The sequence below is a fragment of the Taishania pollutisoli genome, assembly GCF_014518315.1.
Taxonomy (GTDB): Bacteria; Bacteroidota; Bacteroidia; order Flavobacteriales_D; family Crocinitomicaceae; genus Taishania; species Taishania pollutisoli.
In genome coordinates this window covers 84455-106756 of sequence record NZ_JACVEL010000009.1, presented here as the reverse complement: position 1 = coordinate 106756, position 22302 = coordinate 84455, and the positions used below count along the sequence as shown (strand labels likewise).

The following is a 22302-nucleotide window of genomic DNA, read 5'->3' as shown; positions in this document are numbered from 1 at the left end:
AGTCTTAAGCGGTTGTTTGGACGTTGTTTTTTTAACACGAAAAATGTAAAATGTCAAAATATAAAATGTAAGCAACCATTCACCTTTTTTTTAGTCTTTTTGTTAGGTCATTTATTTGTCCTTGGAACAATGTGTTGAATTTACTCACCCGTTCAACTTCATTGTTCCAATGACGTAAGCTATTATGAAAACAACGATGAAAAAGAAGGTTATTATCTCTTTAATTGAGAATGCTGCTATTATTTTTTTACTGGGAATTGCTTCCTCCACTCCATTCTCTAACGCCTACGGGCAACAAGCTGAAAACGAACAATACTTGTGGCAGAGAGAGTCTTTCGGACACCTGCAAATGAATCAGGAAGATGTATCCCGGAGAAGTATGTATGCGAAACACTTCCGAAATGCCAACGGAAAAATGATCGCCGTCGTTGGTTCCGGCCCTGTCAATTATTTAGAAGACGGTTCGTGGAAGACAATCTATCACGGAATCAACGCAAATTCAACCGGATTTGAAAATACAACCAACAGACATAAAACATATTACCCGAAGTCGTCCACAGGTTCCATTACAACGATACTACCGGAAGGAGAAACCCTTAAAGACATGAAGGGAATGCGGATGTATTACCAGGGAAACGGGCAGGAAATCCGAATTATTTCCATAAAAGATAAAAAAGGACAAGCCAACTGGAATGAACTGGTATACCCTGATGTTTATGGAGACGGAATTGATTTGAAATTAACTCAAAATACGACCTCCAGGAAAATGGATTACATCATCCGTGATCAGGCAGCGCTGGGAACCATTCCATCAACAGCACAATTTCTGGTGTTTGAGGAAAAGGTCGAGCTCCCTTCGGGATGGACCGCATCTGCCATTGATGATAAAATTGCACTTAAAACCAGTAACGGAGCAGTGATGGCGCTATTTGACCGCCCATTCTTCTACGACACTCCCGAACACCACCATGATGCAGCGGGAAATCACGTCCACGAAACTCCGAATGAACGAAACGGACATTATGAATTTACACAAAACGGAAATCTACTTACAATTAAAACACTGGTACCTGTCAATTGGCTGAATCAGGAATTGAGTTATCCTTTAATTATTGATCCGACCATCAGTTTGTACCCGGCAAATCTGGCGCGGTGGACGGGACATCATCGAACAACCAGCAACAATACCTGCTACACTTCGGGATGCGGAAATTATACTTCGACCAATATCACAGAAAGTGTAGAAAACAATTTTTGGATCGGAAGGTATGATACCGACAAAGTATACAATGGTTGGGTAAAATTTGATATCACGGCTATTCCGGATGATGCATGTGTCAATTCTGCGATATTGCAATATAACGTATTTGACAACAATACAGCAAGTAGCGGATGTGTTGTAATGACACGATTCCGGCACATGGCAACAGATCCCTCTGTTAATGATTTTTCCGTCGGAGCAAACAACCAGACACGACTGACTGATATCCGGGATGGAGATATTTATGGTGATTTTAATACCGCTGTATTGGTATCCGGTACAGGATGGCATTCCGTGAATCTGAACGCAAACATGAATCACTTACAATCTCAATTGGTGCCAAACTGGTTTGCCGTGGGGTTAAATACCCATGGAGGAGCGAATAATCACCTTACATGCAGAAACAATATCAGGGGCTACAGCCATGCCAATAAACCGGTATTAATTGTACATTACGATCCGCCTACGCAGGATGAAAACATCACCATTTGTTCGGGAGAATTGCCCTATACGTGGTATGGACAAACCATTACTACAGGAGGAACAGGAGTCGCTACACATATGACACAAGGAACGAATGGTTGTGATTTACAATTGACATTGAATTTAACAGTTAATCCGGGGACCCCTGCACAAACAGAGGACATTACAATTTGCAGCAGTGACCTTCCGTATACCTGGAACGGGCAAACGATTACCGCAGGAGGGAACGGAGTGGCGACACGTACCAACCAGGATGCGAATGGTTGTAATTATGTAACGACACTCAATTTGACGGTACACCCGGGAACAACGCCTCAAACGGACAATATCTCTATTTGCAGCAACCAGTTGCCATATACCTGGCATGGACAAACCATTACAGCGGGCGGAACTAACGTAGCAACACATACAACGCAAGATGCAAACGGATGTAATGTAACCACGACATTGAACCTGACTGTTGATTCTGAAATTAATACAACTGATGACATTACAATCTGTCAAAGCGACCTTCCGTATACGTGGCACGGACAAACAATTGCAACGGGCGGAAATGGTGTCGCGACGCATGCAGCGCCGAATGGAAATGGTTGTAATACGATCACTACGCTGAACCTGAATGTAATACCGGAAACTGCAACGACACAAACGCTAACAATTTGCCAAAGTGACCTTCCCTATACCTGGAACGGACAGGTCATAACCGCAGGTGGAACCGGAGTAGCTACACATGCAACACAAGATGCAAATGGATGTACATCAACTGTTACATTAAATCTAACTGTAATACCGGAGACGAGTACCACACAGAATATTGCTATTTGTCAAAGTGATCTTCCGTACATCTGGAACGGGCAAACAATCACTGCCGGAGGAAATAACGTAGCAACCCACACAAGTCAGGATGCAAACGGATGTAACTCGACGACCGTTCTCAACCTTACGGTTCATCCCGAAACAACAACTTCTGAGACCATTACAATTTGTCAGAACGCACTGCCTTACACCTGGCATGGACAAACAATTACTGCCGGAGGAAATAACGTAGCAACGCACACGAGCCAGGACGCAAACGGATGTAACCTGATCACGACATTGAATCTTGTTGTTTCTCCACAAATCCAGCAGACAGAAAACATTTCAATTTGCAGCTCTGCTCTTCCGTATACCTGGAACGGGCAGGTATTAACAACAGGTGGAACGGGTGTAGCTACACATACAACACAAGATCCCAATGGCTGCACCGTCATAACAACGCTGAATTTAACGATTACTCCGGTACCGGATGTGAGTTTTACGGCTACATATGAACCGTGTATCCCGTCTGACGTAGCTGTTACACCAACAGCAGTACTTCCCGGATTACAGTATTCGTGGTTACTGGATGGCAGTGTTATCAGTACCAACAGCTCAGGGTTCAATCTGAATGTTACAAATCCTGGATGTCATGACGTCACACTGGTTGTGACAACAAGTAACGGATGCTCTTCTTCCTCTGTCCAGCAACCTGCGTTTTGTATCGACGCTCCTCCAACAGCAAACTTCACATATACAGGCGAAGGTAGTGCGGAAACAAGCGGACAGATACAAACACACAACCTGAGTTCGCATGCTGCTTCGTATAATTGGGTGGTATCCAACGGTGCCGCCAGTTCGGAAACGTCTCCTTTACTGCAACTGGGGAATAGCGGAAACGGTACCTATACTATTACACTTTATGCCTATTCTGCAAATGGATGCGTGGATTCAATTTCAAAGGTTATCACAGTGAAAGAAGACATGATTTTCTATGTTCCAAATACATTTACACCGGATCACGATGAATACAACAATTCATTTGGCCCCGTGATTACAGCAGGAATTGATCTGTATAGTTATACATTCACAATCTATAACCGATGGGGGGAGCTGATTTTTGAGTCGCACGATGTTTCGGTACACTGGGATGGAACATACAACGGTAAAATGGTACAGGACGGGGCATATACCTGGCAATTAAAATTCAAGGAAATTCAAACGGACGCATACCATCGCTATACAGGACACATTAACTTAATCAGGTAAAAAACAAAAGGAGCAAAAATCATTTGCTCCTTTTGTTTTTGCTAATTCGCCAGCCAGGTCAGCTTATTTCTTCCTTGCGATCATCAATCCGTCGCGGATTGGCAACAATACTTCCTGCACGCGTTCGTCTTCGTGAATCAATTTATTATAATCCATAATGATTTGCGTTGACTTATCCAATTTTTCGTACGCCTCAAGTACCTTCCCCGACCAAAGCACATTGTCCGCAATGATGTAACCACCTGTTTTGACTTTGTCAAACACCTGGTGGTAATAATTGATATAATTTCGTTTATCCGCATCGATGAATACAATGTCAAATTCTTCATCCAACGTCGGAATAATCTTCGTTGCATCACCGATCAGCGGTTTAATTTTTTCACTTAGTCCGGATTTTTCGATGAAGGCATGAACCAGTTCTTCCAGTTCTTCATTTACATCAATAGTAATCAACAATCCATCTTCTACAAGTCCTTCTGCCAGGCAAAGTGCAGAATACCCGGTATACGTTCCGATTTCCAGAATACGTTTTGGACGAATCATGTGAGAAAGCATGCTCAATACACGCCCCTGGAAATGCCCGCTTAACATGCGCGGTTGCAACACTTCTACATGCGTCTTTCTATTCAGTTCTTTTAAATAATCCGGTTCATTTTCAGAATGCGCACACACGTACTGATCCAGTTCATCTGCTATAAATTCCATGTTGATTGATTAAAATAAAGGACAAAAAAAGAGGGGTAAGCTACTCATATCGCACCGCTACAACCTTCGGCCCTTGCTACATTCCTGTCCTGGGGGATTAGAAGGGAGCTGGTCGTACAAGACTTACCCCGGCGCAAAAGTAGTGATTTTTTTATAATTGAAACGAAATACCAAATTGTTTTTTTAAAATCATGCGCCGAAACAACTCCTGCAGTTCCCCTCTCCTGCCACTAATTTTATTCCGGACCTGCGTTGGAAAACAGAAAAATCGTATTTTTAACAACTTTAAAAATTCAGATTATGCGTAAAATAAGCCTCTTGATTGCACTGGTTCTGATGGGAACGGTGTATGGTCAGAAAGATATTACTGTTGAATCATTGTACAAAACCTATCAGTTTTTCCCGAAAAGTGTCAACGGTTTTAACGGAATGAAAGACGGTCAGCATTTTACACAGGTTTCGACAACTGGCGAAGGGTTATCCATTACAAAACATAAAATTACGGCATATTCCGAAAGCGGGGAAATCATTCTGAATCTTTCAGATTTAAAACTGGACGGAGAACAACTGGATGTCCAGGATTACTCCTTCAATGACGATGAAACAAAATTATTGTTGCTGACAGATATGCAAAGCATCTATCGTCATAGTTATTCCGCCTATTTCTATGTCTATGACTTAAAAACGAAGTCCATCGAACGGTTAGATCATTCCGATTCTCCGCAAACACTGGCAACCTTCTCCCCGGACGGGAAACAAGTGGCTTATATCCGTGATAATGATTTATTCATCAAAGACCTGGCTGCCAATAAAATCACACAAGTAACTTCTGACGGTAAAAAGAATGAAATTATCAACGGAACGACCGATTGGGTGTATGAAGAAGAATTCGCCATTACAAAGGCATTCGGCTGGTCTCCTGACAGTAAACATCTGGCCTATTTGAGATTTGACGAATCGGCTGTGCGTGAATTTACCATGGAATACAATGTCGGTGCGCTGTATCCTGAACTGTATACTTTCAAATATCCGAAAGCAGGTGAAGACAATTCAAAAGTAACGGCACACATTTATTCACTTACCAACCAGTCCACTGCCCATGTGAAGTTAAACGAATACGAGTATATTCCCCGGATTTCCTGGTCAAACGTAAATAATACGCTTGTCTTACAGACTATGAACAGACACCAAAGCCAGGTAGTTTACACCAAAGTAGAACTCAAAGGAACCGAATGGGTCGCAAACGCATTTTACACAGAGAATTCCAAAACGTACATTGACATTGACGACAACCTTATTTTCCTCAATGACGGGGTGTCTATTTTGCGTACCAGCGAAAAAAACGGGTATAAACACATTTATAAAATCGGGTTTGACGGTTCTGAATTTCAGCTTACAAAAGGCACATGGGACGTCATTGACTTCTGCGGGATTGATGAGCCGAATAAATTTGTTTACTATACTGCTGCTAAAAAAGGTGCCATTCACAAAGGAATTTACAAAATTGACCTGAAGGGAAAGAAAGATGTAGCCATCAGCTCTGAAACAGGGCAAAACAGCGCTGATTTTACTCCGGGAATGAATTATTTCGTAAAGAACTACAGCAATGCCAATACTCCTCCTGTTTTTTCATTGTGTGACAATAACGGAAAGGAAATTACCGTAATGGAAAACAATGAGTTTCTGAAAAACCGTATTGCTAAACATGAGTTTGCAAAAAAGGAGTTTGTGACATTTGATCTGAATGGTCGTTCCCTGAACGGATGGATGATCAAACCGGGGAATTTTGATCCGGCGAAAAAATACCCGGTATACGTAAGTATTTACGGAGGGCCGGGAGCCAATACGGTTGCCGACGGATGGGATTTTAATAGTGCGTGGCATCAATTACTGGCACAGGAAGGCTACATTGTTGTTTCTGTGGATCCGAGAGGAACAATGTACCGCGGAAAAGAATTCAAAGACAAAACATACCTGCAGCTGGGTAAATACGAAACGGAAGATTTTGTCGATGTTGCCAAATTACTCCAGACATACAATTATGTGGATGCAAACAGAATTGGTATCCAGGGATGGAGTTACGGGGGCTTCATGACTTCATTAGCCATGACCAAAGGAAACGGAGTCTTTAAAATGGGAATTGCTGTTGCACCGGTAACAAACTGGAAGTATTATGACAATATTTACACTGAACGGTTTATGCGCACACCGAAGGAAAACGAAAGCGGGTACAACGATAACTCACCGCTGTTTTTTGCCGATCAATTGCAAGGTAAGTACTTCTTGATTCACGGTTCAGGAGATGACAACGTTCATTACCAGAATGCACTGGAAATGGCCAATGCATTGATCGCCGCGAACAAACAATTCGATTTTTTCATTTACCCGAACAGAAATCACGGAATTTACGGTGGAAATACCCGGGAGCATTTGTTCCGGATGATGCTCGATTATGTGAAGAAGAATCTGTAAGGATTTTTCTTCTTCGTTTTTTGATCCAATCAAATGATACGATCAAAATCAAAAAGATGACCGGAAGAAATACACATTCTTTTGAAGCACATCTAAACTTTGGTTATTTTTGAACTTTAATCCATTAAGAAAAACATATGACATTCGATCCAAACGGTGTGGGAATTGCTAACGGCAACCTATTCGGATTCCCGGTAACAGAACAGGAAGCTAACCTTGTAATTATTCCTATTCCATGGGATGCTACGGCTTCATACGGAAAGGGTACCAGCAAGGGGCCTCAGGCAATTCTGGATGCTTCCACACAATTGGATTTTTACCATCCGAAGCTGGATAAGGCATACGAAACGAAGGTCTTTATGACCGAAATATCAAGTGAATGGCAGGAAATCAATGACCGTTTATGTAGCGAAGGATGCGATTATATTGCATTCCTGGAAGATGGAGGTGTCGTTGACAACCATCCGAAATACCAACAGTTTCTTTTGGAGATTAATGCTGCATCCAACGCATTGAAAGAAAACCTGAAATCCCGGGCGAAGGAATTGATTGCACAGGGAAAAATAGTTGCCGTTCTGGGAGGTGAACACTCAACCCCGCTTGGTCTGATTGAAGCATTGAATGAAACAGGAAAAGAATTTGGTGTGCTGCAAATCGATGCCCATGCCGATCTGCGTGATGCTTACGAAGGTTTTGAACAGTCGCACGCAAGTATCATGTTCAATGTACTCCAGAATTGTTCCAATATGGTTCAGTTAACACAGGTCGGAATCCGCGACATTGCAGAATCGGAAGTCCGGCTGATCGAAAACAGCAAAGGGCGGGTAAAAACGTTTTTCGACTGGCACCTGAAAGAGCAACAATTTGAAGGAAAAATATGGGCCGACCAGGTGCGTGAAATTATTTCCAATCTGCCTGAGCGGGTCTATGTTTCATTTGACATCGACGGATTAAACCCTGAATTGTGTCCGAATACGGGTACACCCGTGGCAGGAGGATTCCAACTGGAACAAATTAATTATTTACTGTTTGAGTTGGCACAATCCGGAAGAAAAATCATAGGATTCGACCTGAATGAAGTCGGCACAAGTGATGATTCTGATTGGGACGCAAATGTCGGAGCGCGCGCCTTGTGGAACCTGGTGTGTGCAACAGAGAAGAACAGGCAATTAACAAAAAAATGAAATCAGTCATTTCGGTCTTAACGGGAATCAGTCTGTCAGGAGCAATCATCTGTTCATTCGCTCTGTTCCAGACGGAATGGAGTTTTTCCGCCTTGTTTAAATCCGTTTTGTTCTTTTCATCTGCTTTTATCGGTCTGTTGGCTTTCCGGGCATCCAATTTCAATACGTTCGTACTTTTATTTGCAGTGCTCGGTTTTTCTTCGCTGGCAATGATTCTCGTGTATGTATCATTGTACCCGATCTTATGGAATAGCGTACTGGCAGGACATATCTTATTGATTGGATTTACATTGTACCTGGAAATGAAAAATCACCAACCGTCCTTGTTGCGAAAAATTACAACCGGGTCGATTATCATATCCTTATCCTTGTTCATCGTTCTGATTCTTCTAAAAATTCAATATCCGTTGTTTTATTCCATTTTATTCGTCTTACTCGCACTTACTTCTATCTTATTTATTACAAGTAAATTGCTTGCTTTTTTCAGGAAATAAATATCTTCACGGGATTAACACAACGTTAATTCTTTTACTATATTCGCAGTATTAACCCTAAAACAAAAACTATGAAAAAACAATTACTCACGGCTTTACTGGCATTATCCACAGGAGTTTTAACAGCTCAGACATGTAACCCGCAATACCAGGATTCAACATTTGGTGCATGGCCGGATACGACGACTAATTTTGCCCCTGCATTTGTGAATGTTCCGTATGTTCAGCTGCTTGACTTCAAAGCTCCTTCTGATGCGGGAGATATCGATCCTGCTTATTCAGGGGCAACGATTAACTCATACAGAGTGACGAGTGTAAACGGACTTCCAAGTGGATTTACATACCAATGTTCTGCTGCGAACTGCCAGTACAACGGTGGAACTGCCGGATGTGCACAGTTGACGGGAACAGCCAACAATACGCAAATCGGTACGCACCCGATTGATATTGTTATCCAGGCGACAATTATGATCGGATCAATTCCCGCTCCTGTTAATTACACATTTTCAGGATACAAATTAATCATCCAGGAGCAAGAGCTCGGAACGACGTTATTGGCACCTGATCAGGTGTATATTTACCCGAACCCTGCGTCCACAATGATCAACATCGTCCATGCAGATTTGTATGAAACAATTGAGATTTATGGCGTAAACGGACAATTGATTTCTCAAAAAGGAATCGCTTCATCAGAAGAACAAATTAATCTTTCGGATGTAAAAGAAGGAATTTACTTCATCCACCTGATCAAAGGTGAAACGAAAAACGTCCATAAATTTGTTAAGAAATAAACAAACACATGACGAGGTCTACATAACTGATGCAGGTTTTAGACTGAAATAAACAATAAATAAATCCCGGTAACTAAGTAGTTGCCGGGATCTTTGTTTCTATAGGTTCTTATTTTGATGTTTTACTACTGATGTATCTACTTTGGTGTTTTCATAAAAACAAGAGCAATGAGATTTGCAGGTGGTATATGTTATATATTCTAACATAACACTGTCACGAGGGAATTCGTTATCAGCATCTCTAAAATGAACGATTTACATCAATCCAAATTGTTCAAAATGATGTGTAAAGTGCTTCGAATGAATGCGATCCCACTCGACCTTGTTCAAGTATCCGTAAAACGGATGGAGGTTTTCTTTTCCGGGGTTGGACGCGTAATATTCTTCGTATACCAGCCAGGCATCGACAAACTCGTCAACAGCCAGTTCCAACTCTTCATTTCTCAGGGTGTATTCTTCCGGAGCAAAAGGAACGTTAAACTCTTTCGGCATGGGTTTATCAGAAGCCAGCCAGGCTTTTGCTTTTTCAACCTTTTCTTCCGGGATCAACAATTCGAATTGTTCTGTACCGGTAGACATATAAATAACATCTGAGAGGTGTTCTACCATTCGTTGTGCGTTCATCTTTCCCCATAAAGGTTTCGTTGAAGCGTCCAGTTTATTCAGGTAGTGAAGAAATGTTTCTAAATCGGGTTGAATGAACGGCATTGTGTCTTATTTTTTTCCTGCTAAAATATGCAAACTTTTGGGAACAACCTGCACATTTAATTCCTTTCTCACATCAAACGGTTCACCGTCATAATGCGCCATACTTTTCGACAGACTGATCCGTGCTTTTTCGAAACTGATGATTTCAGCAAATTTTGACTGATCGGTCTTTCTTCTGAAAAACTGAAATGCAAGCAATGGCAGCGACCAAAACCGGAACGGTTTCAGCAAAAACAATTCAATTTTACCATCTGTGACATCTGATTTCGGAGAAACACAAAAGCCGTTTCCGAATTCGGATGCATTAGCAATTGTACACAACATAACCGGCATGCTTTTCACCTGTCCGTTGACATCAACGGAGACATTTACAGGATTGTATTTAAAGAATTCCCGCATTACCAGTTTGATATAGGTAAAGAATCCTCTCTTTTTTCCTTCGTCAAATTTCTTGGCGATCAACGCATCAAATCCATATCCTCCGGCATTTAAGAACGGTTTATCATTAACAAGGACCGTATCCATCTGCATCACATGCATCGCGTTGATGTTCTGGATTGCTTTTTCAATATTTAGCGGGATGTTCAGGTGGCGTGCCAACCCGTTTCCTGATCCGGTAGGGATGATGGCCAATTTTGTTTTTGTGCCAATCAACGCCGTTCCGACTTCATGTACAGAACCGTCACCACCAACAGCACATACAATGTCAATCTTTTCAACAGAGGATTGATAAGCGAGTTCTTTCGCATGCTTACGGTATTCCGTATACACAATATCATAATCAAAACGTTCTGTATCCAGGTAACGCTCGATCAGTCCGGGAATGATTCCCTTCTTCCCTACTCCGGAGATCGGATTGATGATAAATCGTATTCTCGTTCTCATTTGATTGCCGTTGTTTTGTTACGAATCAAATCATGGTTGTACCGCTGAATAATTGCTTTTAGTGTTTTTTCATACCGATCAACTTCGTTGCGATACATTGAACTAACATCTACCAATGAATTGCCTCTCGATGTGAAATCATACAAATTTCGTGCCTGATTTCCTGAAAAAACGAGCATTTTATTGTTTTCGAAATAAAAATAATTACCTTCAAGGTAACTGACTGAAAATCTATCTGTTTTGTCATAAACAGAATTGCCAAACGAGTAAAAACCGGTGTTAATATTGAGCAAATCCAGAATTGTCGGGTAAATATCAATCTGCTGGATTAATTGTTCACTCTTTCCTTTCGGCAATTTCCCTCCCGGATGGTAAATGGCAAATGGAATTTGGTAAAGTTGTGTACGCAGATTATAAAAATCCGTTTCTGTTCCCGGCGTATGATCAGCGCAGATAATAAAAACAGTATTGTTGTACCACGCTTGTTTTTTCGCCTCTTCAAAAAAGAGTTTCAGTGATAAATCGCCATAACTGATCGAGGCACACAAAGGTTGCGGTCCGTAGATGACTTCTTTTTTACGGTGTTCGGGGATGTAAAACGGGTGATGGGAAGAGATTGTAAACAGCGTTGCGAGAAACGGTTGTTTCAGAGTTGACAATTTTCTCGCTGTCCACGGGTTGAAGTATTCATCGGAAATCCCCCATGTTTTATCAAAGTGCGCATCATTTCCATACTCTTTCCTGCCAAAATAATGGTCAAATCCGATGTAATCTGCAAAGGCATCAAAACGCATGGATCCGTTTGTAGCACCATGAAAAAAAGCGGATTCGTAACCGTGCTGTTTCAACAATTCAGGCAATCCGACGATTCTGTTTGAATTATAGGGAGAAGAAATATACGGGCTGTCCTGCAGACTTGGAATGGAGGCAAAGATAGAAGGAACTGCCTCAATCGACTTTTTCCCGTTTGCAAACCCTGCATCAAATGTCATCGATTCGGTTAATAATGAATCCAGGAAAGGAGTATATGTTTTTCCCTGGTTGTAATAACCGATAAATTCCTTTCCGAATGATTCAAGAATCAGGATGACTACATTTGTTCCATCGGGTAAAATATGCTGCGGATGGCTTTGTTTAACCGGGTTAAAATAGCGTTCTGTCGCCTGTATGGAAGGATAAAAATTTTCTTCTTTCAATTGCTCACTTCCGAATGATTTTACCATTGTAAACGGCGTATTGAGTACCAATGCTGTTTTTGAAGCATCTGTATACCGTGAAGCATCCAGCACGCCTACCGGCTTAAACACAAATCCTCCCCGACCGACAAAAACAAATACCCCAATGATACACAGGTAGTAAATGGTATCCTTCACAAAAGAAACCGGTTGCCGGGCAGTGTCCCTGTTTTTCCGGTAAAACCGAAATGATCCATAAATCGCAGCAACAAACAAAATGATCAGGTACCAAAAGTCGCTGAGAAATGTAGTAATCAACTGCCGAAGATCTGATCCCGCTCCTAAAATAGTCAATAAATCAATTGTCGAACGCTTACTGGTATATTTAAAATACTCTACATCTGCGAGGTTCAACCCGATGATTAAAAATGTAGTCGCCAGGAAAAGAAACGTACAAATCATCCTGTACCACCCCTGCTCTCTGAGCGACACGGGAACCGGTGCAAGATAAACAAGCATGTAGGGAAGAAAAAACAACGCCGCTGTCACACAATCAAACCAAATCCCAACGATGTAATCATACAGGTTTACTTCTGAAAAAGCCTGCCGGTTAAATACATGAAAAATCAATCGTGTCATCGTCATCAAGACAACAACAAACAACAGTTGACGAAACAACAATCGCACCTGCAACGGTATTTTATCCCGGAATTTCATACGGACAGACTTCTCCCAGGTATTACTTAACTGTTTCTCTCAATAAAGTCGATCAGACTATGGATACATTTTATATGGATCTCCTGTGCCCTGTCAGCGTAAGATGAATGAGGCGCGCGGATTTCCACGTCGCAAACCGCGGCCATCTTACCACCGTCTTTCCCTGTCAATCCGACCACTTTCATTCCTTTTTGCTTTGCAACATCAATCGCGTTCAGTACATTTTTGGAATTTCCGGACGTTGAAATCGCCAGTAACACATCTCCTGGCTGCCCCACTGCCTCAAGATAACGGGAAAAGACAAAGTCATATCCATAATCATTTGCCACACAGGAAAGATGACTGGGATCAGAAATGGAAATTGCCGGTAATGCCGGACGATCGCCCCTGTACCGGCCAGTTAATTCTTCTGCAAAATGCATTGCATCACACATGGACCCGCCGTTACCGCAACTGATAATTTTTCCTTTATTTTGAATCGCTTCTACCATTAATTCTCCGGCATCCGCAAGCTTTTGAAAGTTTTCAGTTGTGTTAAATTTTTGCAAAATTTCTGCGGCCTCAAAAAAATGGTCTGCAATTTGTTTATCCATCGTCATCTTGATTTTATTCAAAAGTAAAATTTTTATTTTTCTTGTAACAAAATTAAGGCAAACTTATTATATTTGGGACTCGGATTTTTAGAATCCACAAACTATAAAATTATGAAGAAAACATTACTTGTTACCCTTAGTTTTTTCACTTTGAACGGATTATTTGCTCAGGACGGATGTTTTGACCGTTTACAAAAAGCATTTGAAAAACGTGGAGCATACACTATTTCCGATGACATGCACAGAAACGTCATTCTGAGTTTTTTCACACCGGACGGACAAGAATGCTTAAATGGTAAAGTTCGGGTAGAGAATGGGTTTATTACATCTATCTTTATCCAGTATAACGAAGGTGATTACGAATTGTTGGACCGAAAATTTACAAATGCTCAAAAAACTCCTCCGAAAATTTCCAATGGAATTTCAGAAATGATTTATGTGGCTGACGGACAAAAAATACGGGTTGTTTTCATCGATAAGTTAAAGCCGAAAGCACGTGAATATAAAACAGCAGATTTACCAACCGATTTATAACGGTTCACTATAAAATACCTTTCAATCCTGCCCGAACCGGCAGGATTTTTTATGTTTGCATTATGTCATTTTTAATCAACAAAGTTGTTTGGGTCACAGGAGCATCTTCCGGAATCGGAGAACAAATCGCTGTTCAATGCGCAATGCTTGGAGCGAAAGTTGTATTATCCTCCCGATCAGAAGATTCGCTCCTTAAAGTTAAAGAAAAACTTAAAGGAAATCAACACCTGATTCTTCCGCTGGATCTTGAAAAATCTGCTGATTTCGAACTCCTCGCAAAACAAGTGGCAGATCACTATGGCAGCATTGATTACCTGTTCAACAACGGGGGGCTCAGTCAACGTTCCAACGCATCAGAAACAGACCTGTCGGTTGACCGGTACATCATGGAGGTAAACTATTTCGGAAATATCGCCTTGACAAAAGCGGTTTTGCCCTACATGATCCGGCAAAAAAGCGGACACATTGTTGTTATTTCTTCCATCGCAGGGAAATTCGGTTTCTTTCTCCGTTCAGCGTATAGCGCCTCTAAACACGCCCTGCAAGGTTTTTACGAAAGTCTGGCGCTGGAGGAAGAACACAATGGCATTCGCGTTACGTTGGCTTATCCGGGGAAAATCAATACGAACATTTCGATGAATGCATTGAACGGACATGGAGACAAACACAATGTCATGGATCACAACCAGAAAACAGGGATGCCGGTGGAAAAATGTGTTGCTGAATTGTTAAAAGCCGTAAAAAAAGAAAAACGGGAAGTCTTGATTGGCAATAAAGAAATAAAAGCGGTATTGCTTAAACGTTTTTTACCCCAACATTTGTTTTGGAAAATCATGAAAAAGCAATCTGCTACCTGAGATAATTTCATTAGTTTTGTACTGTATTAATCGAAAATATAAATCATGAGTAAGAAAGTATATATCGTTGCCGCTGCTCGTACCCCAATGGGCGCATTCATGGGCGGTTTATCAACTGTACCGGCAACAAAATTGGGTTCCATTGCTATTGAAGGAGCTTTGAAAAAAGGAAATGTAAACCCGGCAACTATTGATGAAGTGTTCATGGGAAATGTACTTCAGGCAGGTGTAGGACAAGCACCAGCTCGTCAGGCTGCTCTGGGAGCGGGAATCGGCAATAACGTTCCATGTACAACTATCAATAAAGTATGTGCTTCCGGAATGAAAGCAGTGATTCTTGCTGCTCAGACAATTCTTACGGGTGACAACCATGTTGTTGTTGCGGGAGGAATGGAAAACATGTCATTGGTTCCCCATTACCTGGACGGAAGAAATGGTATGAAATTCGGGAACATTTCAATGCTGGACGGAATTACAAAAGATGGCTTACTGGATGTTTACGACCAGGTTCCAATGGGAACGTGTGCTGAGAAATGTGCACAGGAGTACAATATTACACGTGAAGATCAGGATAATTTCGCTATTACATCATACAAAAGAGCTGCTGCTGCATGGGAAGCGGGAAAATTCAATGATGAAGTTGTTCCGGTAAGTGTTCCGCAACGCAAAGGAGACCCGATCATTGTTTCTGAAGACGAAGAATACAAAAACGTAAGTTTAAGCAAAATCCCTGAATTGCGTCCGGCATTCGCAAAAGACGGAACAATCACAGCGGCAAACGCTTCTACATTGAACGATGGTGCATCTGCGCTGATCCTGGCGTCAGAAGAAGCGGTTGAGAAATACGGATTGAAACCGATCGGTCGCATTGTATCATACGGTGATGCAGCACAAGAACCGGTGTGGTTTACAACAGCCCCTTCAAAAGCAGTTCCGATTGCGCTGGAGAAAGCAGGTTTGACAAAAGACCAGGTTGATTACTGGGAATTGAACCAGGCATTTTCCGTTGTCGGAATCGCGAATACAAAGATTTTAGGATTGAATCCTGAAAAAGTAGACGTAAACGGTGGTGCGGTAGCATTGGGACATCCTCTTGGAAACTCAGGTTCCCGAGTGTTGGTAACATTATTGAATGTATTAAAACAAAACAATGGTAAATACGGTGGTGCTGGTATCTGCAACGGTGGTGGTGGTGCTTCCGCTGTAATCATTGAGAATTTATAACAGTATTTTTCAGACTGATCAGAGGCTTACTTTCGGGTAAGCCTTTTTTTTGTCTAATTTATATCGAAATGAATTGTTATTTTCACCATTAACAAAATTGAAAAACCTCTATGAATTACGATCAACACTTTGAAACATCTGCCCAATTACGAAATGATTACTGGAACAGCATCGGTAAACTTCATGAAGATGTCGTTACGCATGTGATCAATCCCGCATTTTCGGGCGGGCCGATGTGGCCTTCTGTACGGCAGGCATTCGTCAGAATCGATACCACTTCCGGAACAATTCTCGCTTCTGACGGACTGAGCGATCCTTACAGTGATTTTGATGAAAACGAGACCAACCGTGATTACAACGGAATCGGATGTGAATTTTATATCGAGTGCAATGAGATACTCGGTGATTTCAACCACATGAAAACATCCTGGCAATTCAGTGTTTTGTACCAGGTTGCGCAACTGGCTGCCGGCAATCCCAATATTGCTTCTATTATCGGCGAGTACACACATGTTTCTACCGAACTGTACGATTGTAATGTTCCCGATTCCTACTTAAATGAACATGGAAGAGCAGGCGTGTTGCTGGGATTAGCATCTTCAAGGGTTGCTCCTAACGTGCAATTGTCCATTGAAAATATCGCATTGGTGAATGTTCGTTTGCTCACCTTACAAGAATTACACTACATCAACGAACATGGTGAAACCGGAAGAGCTAAAATTGCGGAGTTGCTTGCACAATATGAAGGAATAACTGATCTGTCCAGACCATCTGTTATCTGACGCGACACACGAGCGAACGGGGATTGTTGTGAGACAGGTCCCGTTCGTTTTTATGTCCATTTGATTTTAATCGAATGCATTTGCAAAGTAAAATTGCTCCGCATTCTGTTCAATTTCGTTGAGCGTTCGTAGAATTTCTTCCAGGTTGAACGTTGTAACTAATTTCATCCGGTAATCTTTGAAGTGAGCGATTCCTTTGAAATAATTGGTATAATGGCGTTTCATTTCTGCAATACCAAGCCCCTCTCCTTTCCATTTAATACTCATTTCCAGATGTCTTCTGGCAGCTTCTACCCGATCCTGGATGGTTGGTTTTGACAAATGTTCACCTGTATTGATGTAGTGTTTAATTTCGTTAAAAATCCATGGGTAACCGATACTCGCACGCCCGATCATCACACCATCCACACCATATCTGTTTCTGTATTCCACCGCTTTTTCAGGAGAATCAATGTCCCCGTTTCCAAAAACAGGAATGTGCATTCGTTGATTGTTCTTTACATCTCCAATCAGCGTCCAGTCAGCATTTCCTTTGTACATTTGCTTTCGCGTTCGCCCATGAATACTGATTGCTTCAATGCCCACATCCTGCAAACGCTCTGCAACTTCTACAATGTATTTTGTATCGTCATCCCAACCCAACCGGGTTTTTACGGTTACCGGCAATTTCACTTGCTTCACAATGGCCTCCGTCATACTTACCATTTTGGGAATATCCTGCAAAATTCCGGCACCTGCTCCTTTACACGCTACTTTTTTTACCGGGCATCCGTAATTGATGTCAATGATATCGGGATTCACACGTTCGATGATTTCCGCACATTGGCGCATGGACTCGATTTCTGATCCGAAAATCTGAATTCCGATCGGGCGCTCGTATTCAAAAATATCCAGTTTTTGAACACTTTTTGCCGCATCACGGATCAATCCTTCTGAGGAAATAAATTCCGTATACATTAAATCCGCGCCATGTTCTTTGCACAACGCACGAAAAGGCGGATCGCTTACATCCTCCATCGGCGCAAGCAACAGCGGGAATTTCCCCAATTCTATATCGCGAATTTTTACCATTGAGGGTGCAAATATACGGAAAAGTGAACAGGATAAAAAAAGAATGTTTAATGCCCGGATCAACTGTACAATTTTGAATTGATTTACTTTTTGTATTTTAGCTAAAAATTACACTTATGAAACCAGAGATATTGCTTTATTCTCTTTTATTTTCCGGCACTTTTATTTTTGCTCAGACTGAAAAATTCCCTTGTAAAACGGATGAAATGCATCAGGAATTGTTTCAGCAACATCCTGAATACAATCAAGGAATCAGGAATGCACACCACCAACTGGAAGCAGATACACGCGCTTTCTTCCATAACGGAGATCAGAAATCAGACGCACAATATGTAATCCCGGTTGTTTTTCACATCATTCATAATTACGGTCCGGAAAACATCAGCGATGCACAGATTCACGATGCTCTGAAGCAAGTTAATCTACAATTCCGAAAACTGAATCCCGATACGAATGAAATTGTAGCCTCGTTCAAACCCATTGCAGCTGATATTGAAGTCGAGTTTCGCCTGGCGCAATTAGATCCGGATGGAAATTGCACCTCCGGAATAACCCGTACTGTATCTTCACTCACGTCGCCCGGAAATCACGATGTAAAAGCACTGATTCACTGGCCACCCGATAAATACCTGAATGTGTATGTCTGTTCTCAGGCAGCAGGACTCGCAGGTCACGCATTGCTTCCGTCAGCGGCAGACACCATTCCTCAATGGGACGGAATCGTCATGCAGCATTCGTATGTCGGAACCATCGGTACATCTGAATATTTCAGAAGAACTGTTCTGTCACACGAGATCGGACATTTTCTGAATCTTCAGCACATCTGGGGTGGAAATAATGTTCCGGATTATTACTACTTACCGGTTGCACAGTCGGGTAATTGTGCCTACGATGACGAAGTGGCGGATACACCGAATACAATCGGATGGCAATCGTGCAATCTCAGCGGAAATACATGTGGTGAACTGGACAATGTACAGAATTACATGGATTATGCCTATTGCGGAAGAATGTTTACAGAAGGACAAAAAGCACGCATGCACGCATGTTTGAATTCTTCTGTTGCCAACCGCAATAAATTGTGGCAACCGGCTAACCTGATCGCTACAGGAACAGATGACGGGACCTATTATTTGTGTGCCGCAGCATTTGAATCGGATAAACAAATTGCCTGTACAGGAGATACAATTATATTTTCGGATTTATCCTATCACGGCATCGAAACACGAAACTGGGAATTCTACGGAGGAACAGCTTCCAGCCTTTCTGATTCAGTGGTCAAAGTTGTGTACACAAATCCCGGGAAATATGCTGTAAAACTCACAGCAGGAAGAGGTTCTCAAAGTGAAGAAATCATAAAAAAAGAATACATTACCATTTTGCCGGATGAAGGACTTTCCCATTTTCACCGTGAAACGTTTGAAGATTCTACAAATACAGCTTATACAATCGTGCACAACCTCTCCCCAAACGACTGGCAGGTGAATGAAGTCAGTGGTTATCAATCCCAACGATCCATTTTCATCGACAATTACAACGGAAGTCCGGGTATTATCAGTGATTTTATTTTACATCCCGTCAACGTAAGTAATCTTTCTTCCGCCGTAATATCATTTGATGTTGCTTATGCACAACGCACTTCTTCGGATAATGATTTATTACAGGTTTACATTTCAACTGATTGTGGTAAAAACTGGTCCATCCGCAGAACGTTGAACGGGACGGGAACATTGAAAACAGTCACTTCACCGGTTACCGGAAACTTTACTCCTACCGGCAACAATGAATGGAAAAATCAAACCGCAACCCTCAATGCGGCAAGTTTAACAGATGATTTACTGGTACGCTTCAGTTTTAAATCTGCCGGAGGCAATAACGTATATATCGACAACATTCAGGTCTCACATCCGGATGAATTATCCATTGAAAAACTCCATTCTGATGCATTGGTTATTTACCCGAATCCATCAAGCGAATCGTTTACAATTTATTCATCAGGTGAAGTATTGGAGCAGGTATTATTGTTCAATCCAGAAGGTAAATTAATACTAGAGAAAAATGAAATTAACACAAATGATTTTCAATTAAATACATCTGATTTTTCTATAGGAACATATTTGATTTCTATTCAAACAGATCAAGGTATTTACAAACATGTCCAGGTAATTTCAAGGTAGTTCCGGAGCGTGGTTATACTGCCGCTCCCATCACATACATCTGTTCCAATGTCGGGTTGACACTTCCCCCCTCTTTTTCAAGCGTGATTGCAAACGCTTGTGCGTTTTCGATGACGGCCATTTTTTGAACGGAGGTTTCGGGATGATTGCTGTAAACCCCGGCATCTACCGGTTTTCCGTCCACAATTGCCCATAACTGATATTGATGTCCTTCAGGCGCAGCAGGTAGGTTTTCCAGGCTCAGGTAAGTTTCCCTGGTAACCTTATTGACATATACCATTGCCTTCATTCCCGGATGTTTTTCCACTCCTTCCAATACAATTGTATTCATATCCGGGTTGGAGCTCATATCCCATTTGTTAAGCAATTCGGCATATTTCACCTGTTCTTTTTGATTTTCATCCTTCAACTGTGCAAGTTGATTTTCCAATTGCGTTTGTTTTCGATATGCGTTGATCCCCACACCTACACTGATAACCAACAAAACCGATGCTGCAATTGCATATGGTTTAAACCGGTTTCCTGATGGTGTTGCCACCCGGTAGGAATAATCAGGAGAGAAAGGAATGGTACGATCTGCGTCGGATTCACTTTTTACAGGCGGTCGTGTTGTTTCTTCAGCATCGACAGCTGTTTCTTGTTGAATAGCGGACCAGATGGAATGTTTCAATTCAGCAGGTGGAGCAACAGCCTGGTTGGAAACAAGTCCTTCCAATGCGATCTGCGCATCGAGAACAGCCTGTTTCACTTCCTGGTTGTGCTGTTGAATGCACTCCAGGATACGCGACTCCTCTTCGGTAGCGACTCCCATCACATAGGCCTCAATGATACCTGACGATATGTACTCCTGTGTATCCACGTTACTGATAATCTTTTAATAATCCCTTTAATTCCAACAATGCATTTCGCGTCCTTGTTTTTACGGTTCCAATCGGTATGTCAAGCATTTCAGCTATCTCGGACTGTGAATATCCCTGGAAATAAGCCAGTTCTATCAACTCCCGCCATTCCGGCTTCAAACCGTTTATAATTGTATTCATTCCAATCAAATCCGCATCTTTATCAGCAGGGTTATTCATCCCGGCAGATAAACGTGCTTCATCCTTACTTACGAAAATTGAAATCGATTGGTTTTTTTGCTCATTCTGATACCCTTTCGATTTCAGGTAATCAATTGCCGTATTTCTTGAAATATTGATCATCCATGTATAAAAACGACCTTTTGACGCATCATACTGATCAATGTATTTCCATATTTTCACAAACACATCCTGGATAACTTCCTGCGCATGCTCTTCAGATGTGACTATTCTTAAAATGAGTCCGTAGATTGCACCCGAATAATGGTCATACAAATAATTGAAGGCCCGCTCCTCTCTATTTTTTAATAAAGCGATCAGCTGTTCTTCTGAAAGTTGAATATGAGGGCTCAATCGTTTGTACTTTTAGCAACGAAGCAAAAATATAAAATAAATCCATATAAGCAACAACAATCCGTTTCTGTGAATAATTCGTATATTACTACAAAACCCCGTAATCATAAAATACGATGAAAAAATACATTTCAATACGTTTACTGTCTTGCCTATCCGCAAGCATCTTGCTGTTCGCTTCCTGTAACAGCATGGCACAAACGGATCAAAAAAAGAATCCCTATTACTCACGTACAGACACGACCACCCTTCATGTTTCGGACCAGGAATGGAAAAAAGTCTTGTCCGCCGATTTATATGAAGTGGCTCGTCATGCAGCAACAGAACGCGCCTTCACTGGCAAGTACTATGAATTTGATGTGAAGGGTACTTATTATTGTGCGGCTTGCGGAAATGCACTGTTTCGTTCCGATTCAAAATTTTCCACAACATGTGGCTGGCCTTCTTTTTATGAACCTATTCGTGTCAACGGTGTTATTTATAAAGCCGATTTATCTTATGGAATGAACCGGACGGAAGTATTGTGCGGGCGATGTAACGCACATCTGGGGCATGTATTTGATGATGGTCCCAATCCGACGGGGAAACGTTTTTGCATGAATTCCATCAGCCTGGATTTTGAACCTCAGAAATAATTTTTCATTTTTTTTGACTTCAAAAAATCCGATCGCTTTCATTCCTCGTAAATGAGT

19 protein-coding genes and 1 other RNA gene are annotated in these 22302 nt (G+C 41.7%); 11 read left to right on the top strand and 9 right to left on the bottom strand.

The window, feature by feature from the left end:
* Positions 1–196 precede the first annotated feature (196 nt).
* On the top strand, positions 197–3808 hold the full coding sequence (locus H9Y05_RS12725) for a T9SS type B sorting domain-containing protein (protein ID WP_216714501.1): 3612 nt from the start codon (positions 197–199) through the stop codon (positions 3806–3808).
* A gap of 63 nt (positions 3809–3871) precedes the next feature.
* On the opposite strand, the gene H9Y05_RS12720 is transcribed toward H9Y05_RS12725, so the two are convergent.
* Complete coding sequence (locus H9Y05_RS12720) at positions 3872–4513, bottom strand: O-methyltransferase (protein WP_163492670.1); 642 nt, start codon at positions 4511–4513, stop codon at positions 3872–3874.
* Between the two features lie 31 nt (positions 4514–4544).
* Positions 4545–4642, bottom strand: an RNA gene (ffs, locus tag H9Y05_RS12715) — signal recognition particle sRNA small type.
* Between the two features lie 171 nt (positions 4643–4813).
* On the opposite strand from ffs, the gene H9Y05_RS12710 reads away from it, so the two are divergent.
* The 4 genes from H9Y05_RS12710 (at position 4814) to H9Y05_RS12695 (ending at position 9454) form a co-directional block, all read left to right on the top strand.
* On the top strand, positions 4814–6985 hold the full coding sequence (locus H9Y05_RS12710; protein ID WP_216714500.1) for a S9 family peptidase: 2172 nt from the start codon (positions 4814–4816) through the stop codon (positions 6983–6985).
* 137 nt (positions 6986–7122) lie between these two features.
* Positions 7123–8169, top strand: a complete 1047-nt coding sequence (locus H9Y05_RS12705; RefSeq protein ID WP_163492668.1) for an agmatinase family protein — start codon at positions 7123–7125, stop codon at positions 8167–8169.
* A complete protein-coding gene (locus H9Y05_RS12700) occupies positions 8166–8663 on the top strand; it encodes a hypothetical protein (protein WP_216714499.1) in 498 nt (165 codons plus the stop codon). The genes H9Y05_RS12705 and H9Y05_RS12700 overlap by 4 nt, the downstream gene beginning before the upstream one ends.
* Positions 8664–8734: 71 nt before the next feature.
* Complete coding sequence (locus tag H9Y05_RS12695) at positions 8735–9454, top strand: T9SS type A sorting domain-containing protein (protein WP_163492666.1); 720 nt, start codon at positions 8735–8737, stop codon at positions 9452–9454.
* Positions 9455–9709: 255 nt separating this feature from the next.
* Here H9Y05_RS12695 and H9Y05_RS12690 read toward each other — a convergent pair whose 3' ends face one another.
* The 4 genes from H9Y05_RS12690 to lpcA are packed head-to-tail and all read right to left on the bottom strand — an operon-like array spanning position 9710 to position 13532.
* Positions 9710–10162 (bottom strand): DUF1569 domain-containing protein, encoded by a 453-nt coding sequence (locus H9Y05_RS12690; protein WP_163492665.1) that lies wholly within the window; start codon positions 10160–10162, stop codon positions 9710–9712.
* A gap of 6 nt (positions 10163–10168) precedes the next feature.
* Positions 10169–11047: a diacylglycerol/lipid kinase family protein gene (locus tag H9Y05_RS12685; protein WP_163492664.1), complete on the bottom strand. Its 879-nt coding sequence runs from the start codon at positions 11045–11047 to the stop codon at positions 10169–10171.
* Entirely contained in the window at positions 11044–12939 is a 1896-nt protein-coding gene (locus H9Y05_RS12680) for an LTA synthase family protein (protein WP_216714498.1), read from the bottom strand. Before H9Y05_RS12680 ends, H9Y05_RS12685 begins: the two co-directional genes overlap by 4 nt.
* A gap of 26 nt (positions 12940–12965) precedes the next feature.
* Positions 12966–13532, bottom strand: a complete 567-nt coding sequence (lpcA, locus tag H9Y05_RS12675; protein WP_216714497.1) for a D-sedoheptulose 7-phosphate isomerase — start codon at positions 13530–13532, stop codon at positions 12966–12968.
* A 111-nt stretch (positions 13533–13643) separates the two neighbouring features.
* Between lpcA and H9Y05_RS12670 the strand changes: the two genes are divergently transcribed.
* The 4 genes from H9Y05_RS12670 to H9Y05_RS12655 all read left to right on the top strand — a co-directional run bounded on the left by H9Y05_RS12670 (position 13644) and on the right by H9Y05_RS12655 (position 16929).
* On the top strand, positions 13644–14066 hold the full coding sequence (locus H9Y05_RS12670) for a hypothetical protein (RefSeq protein WP_163492662.1): 423 nt from the start codon (positions 13644–13646) through the stop codon (positions 14064–14066).
* Between the two features lie 62 nt (positions 14067–14128).
* Entirely contained in the window at positions 14129–14923 is a 795-nt protein-coding gene (locus tag H9Y05_RS12665; protein ID WP_163492661.1) for an SDR family oxidoreductase, read from the top strand.
* A 45-nt stretch (positions 14924–14968) separates the two neighbouring features.
* Entirely contained in the window at positions 14969–16147 is a 1179-nt protein-coding gene (locus tag H9Y05_RS12660) for an acetyl-CoA C-acyltransferase (RefSeq protein ID WP_216714496.1), read from the top strand.
* Positions 16148–16257: 110 nt separating this feature from the next.
* The gene (locus H9Y05_RS12655; protein ID WP_163492659.1) at positions 16258–16929 is read left to right on the top strand and encodes a hypothetical protein; all 672 of its coding nucleotides are present in this window, start codon (positions 16258–16260) and stop codon (positions 16927–16929) included.
* 66 nt (positions 16930–16995) lie between these two features.
* Here the strand turns inward: H9Y05_RS12655 and dusB are convergent, their stop codons facing one another.
* Positions 16996–18000 (bottom strand): tRNA dihydrouridine synthase DusB, encoded by a 1005-nt coding sequence (gene dusB / locus H9Y05_RS12650; protein WP_163492658.1) that lies wholly within the window; start codon positions 17998–18000, stop codon positions 16996–16998.
* A gap of 116 nt (positions 18001–18116) precedes the next feature.
* Between dusB and H9Y05_RS12645 the strand changes: the two genes are divergently transcribed.
* On the top strand, positions 18117–20177 hold the full coding sequence (locus tag H9Y05_RS12645) for a M43 family zinc metalloprotease (RefSeq protein WP_216714495.1): 2061 nt from the start codon (positions 18117–18119) through the stop codon (positions 20175–20177).
* Between the two features lie 13 nt (positions 20178–20190).
* Here H9Y05_RS12645 and H9Y05_RS12640 read toward each other — a convergent pair whose 3' ends face one another.
* Positions 20191–21036 (bottom strand): anti-sigma factor, encoded by an 846-nt coding sequence (locus H9Y05_RS12640; RefSeq protein ID WP_216714494.1) that lies wholly within the window; start codon positions 21034–21036, stop codon positions 20191–20193.
* A gap of 1 nt (position 21037) precedes the next feature.
* Positions 21038–21610, bottom strand: a complete 573-nt coding sequence (locus H9Y05_RS12635; protein ID WP_235992201.1) for an RNA polymerase sigma factor — start codon at positions 21608–21610, stop codon at positions 21038–21040.
* 191 nt (positions 21611–21801) lie between these two features.
* Between H9Y05_RS12635 and msrB the strand changes: the two genes are divergently transcribed.
* Positions 21802–22245 (top strand): peptide-methionine (R)-S-oxide reductase MsrB, encoded by a 444-nt coding sequence (msrB, locus tag H9Y05_RS12630; RefSeq protein ID WP_235992200.1) that lies wholly within the window; start codon positions 21802–21804, stop codon positions 22243–22245.
* Positions 22246–22302: the final 57 nt, after the last annotated feature.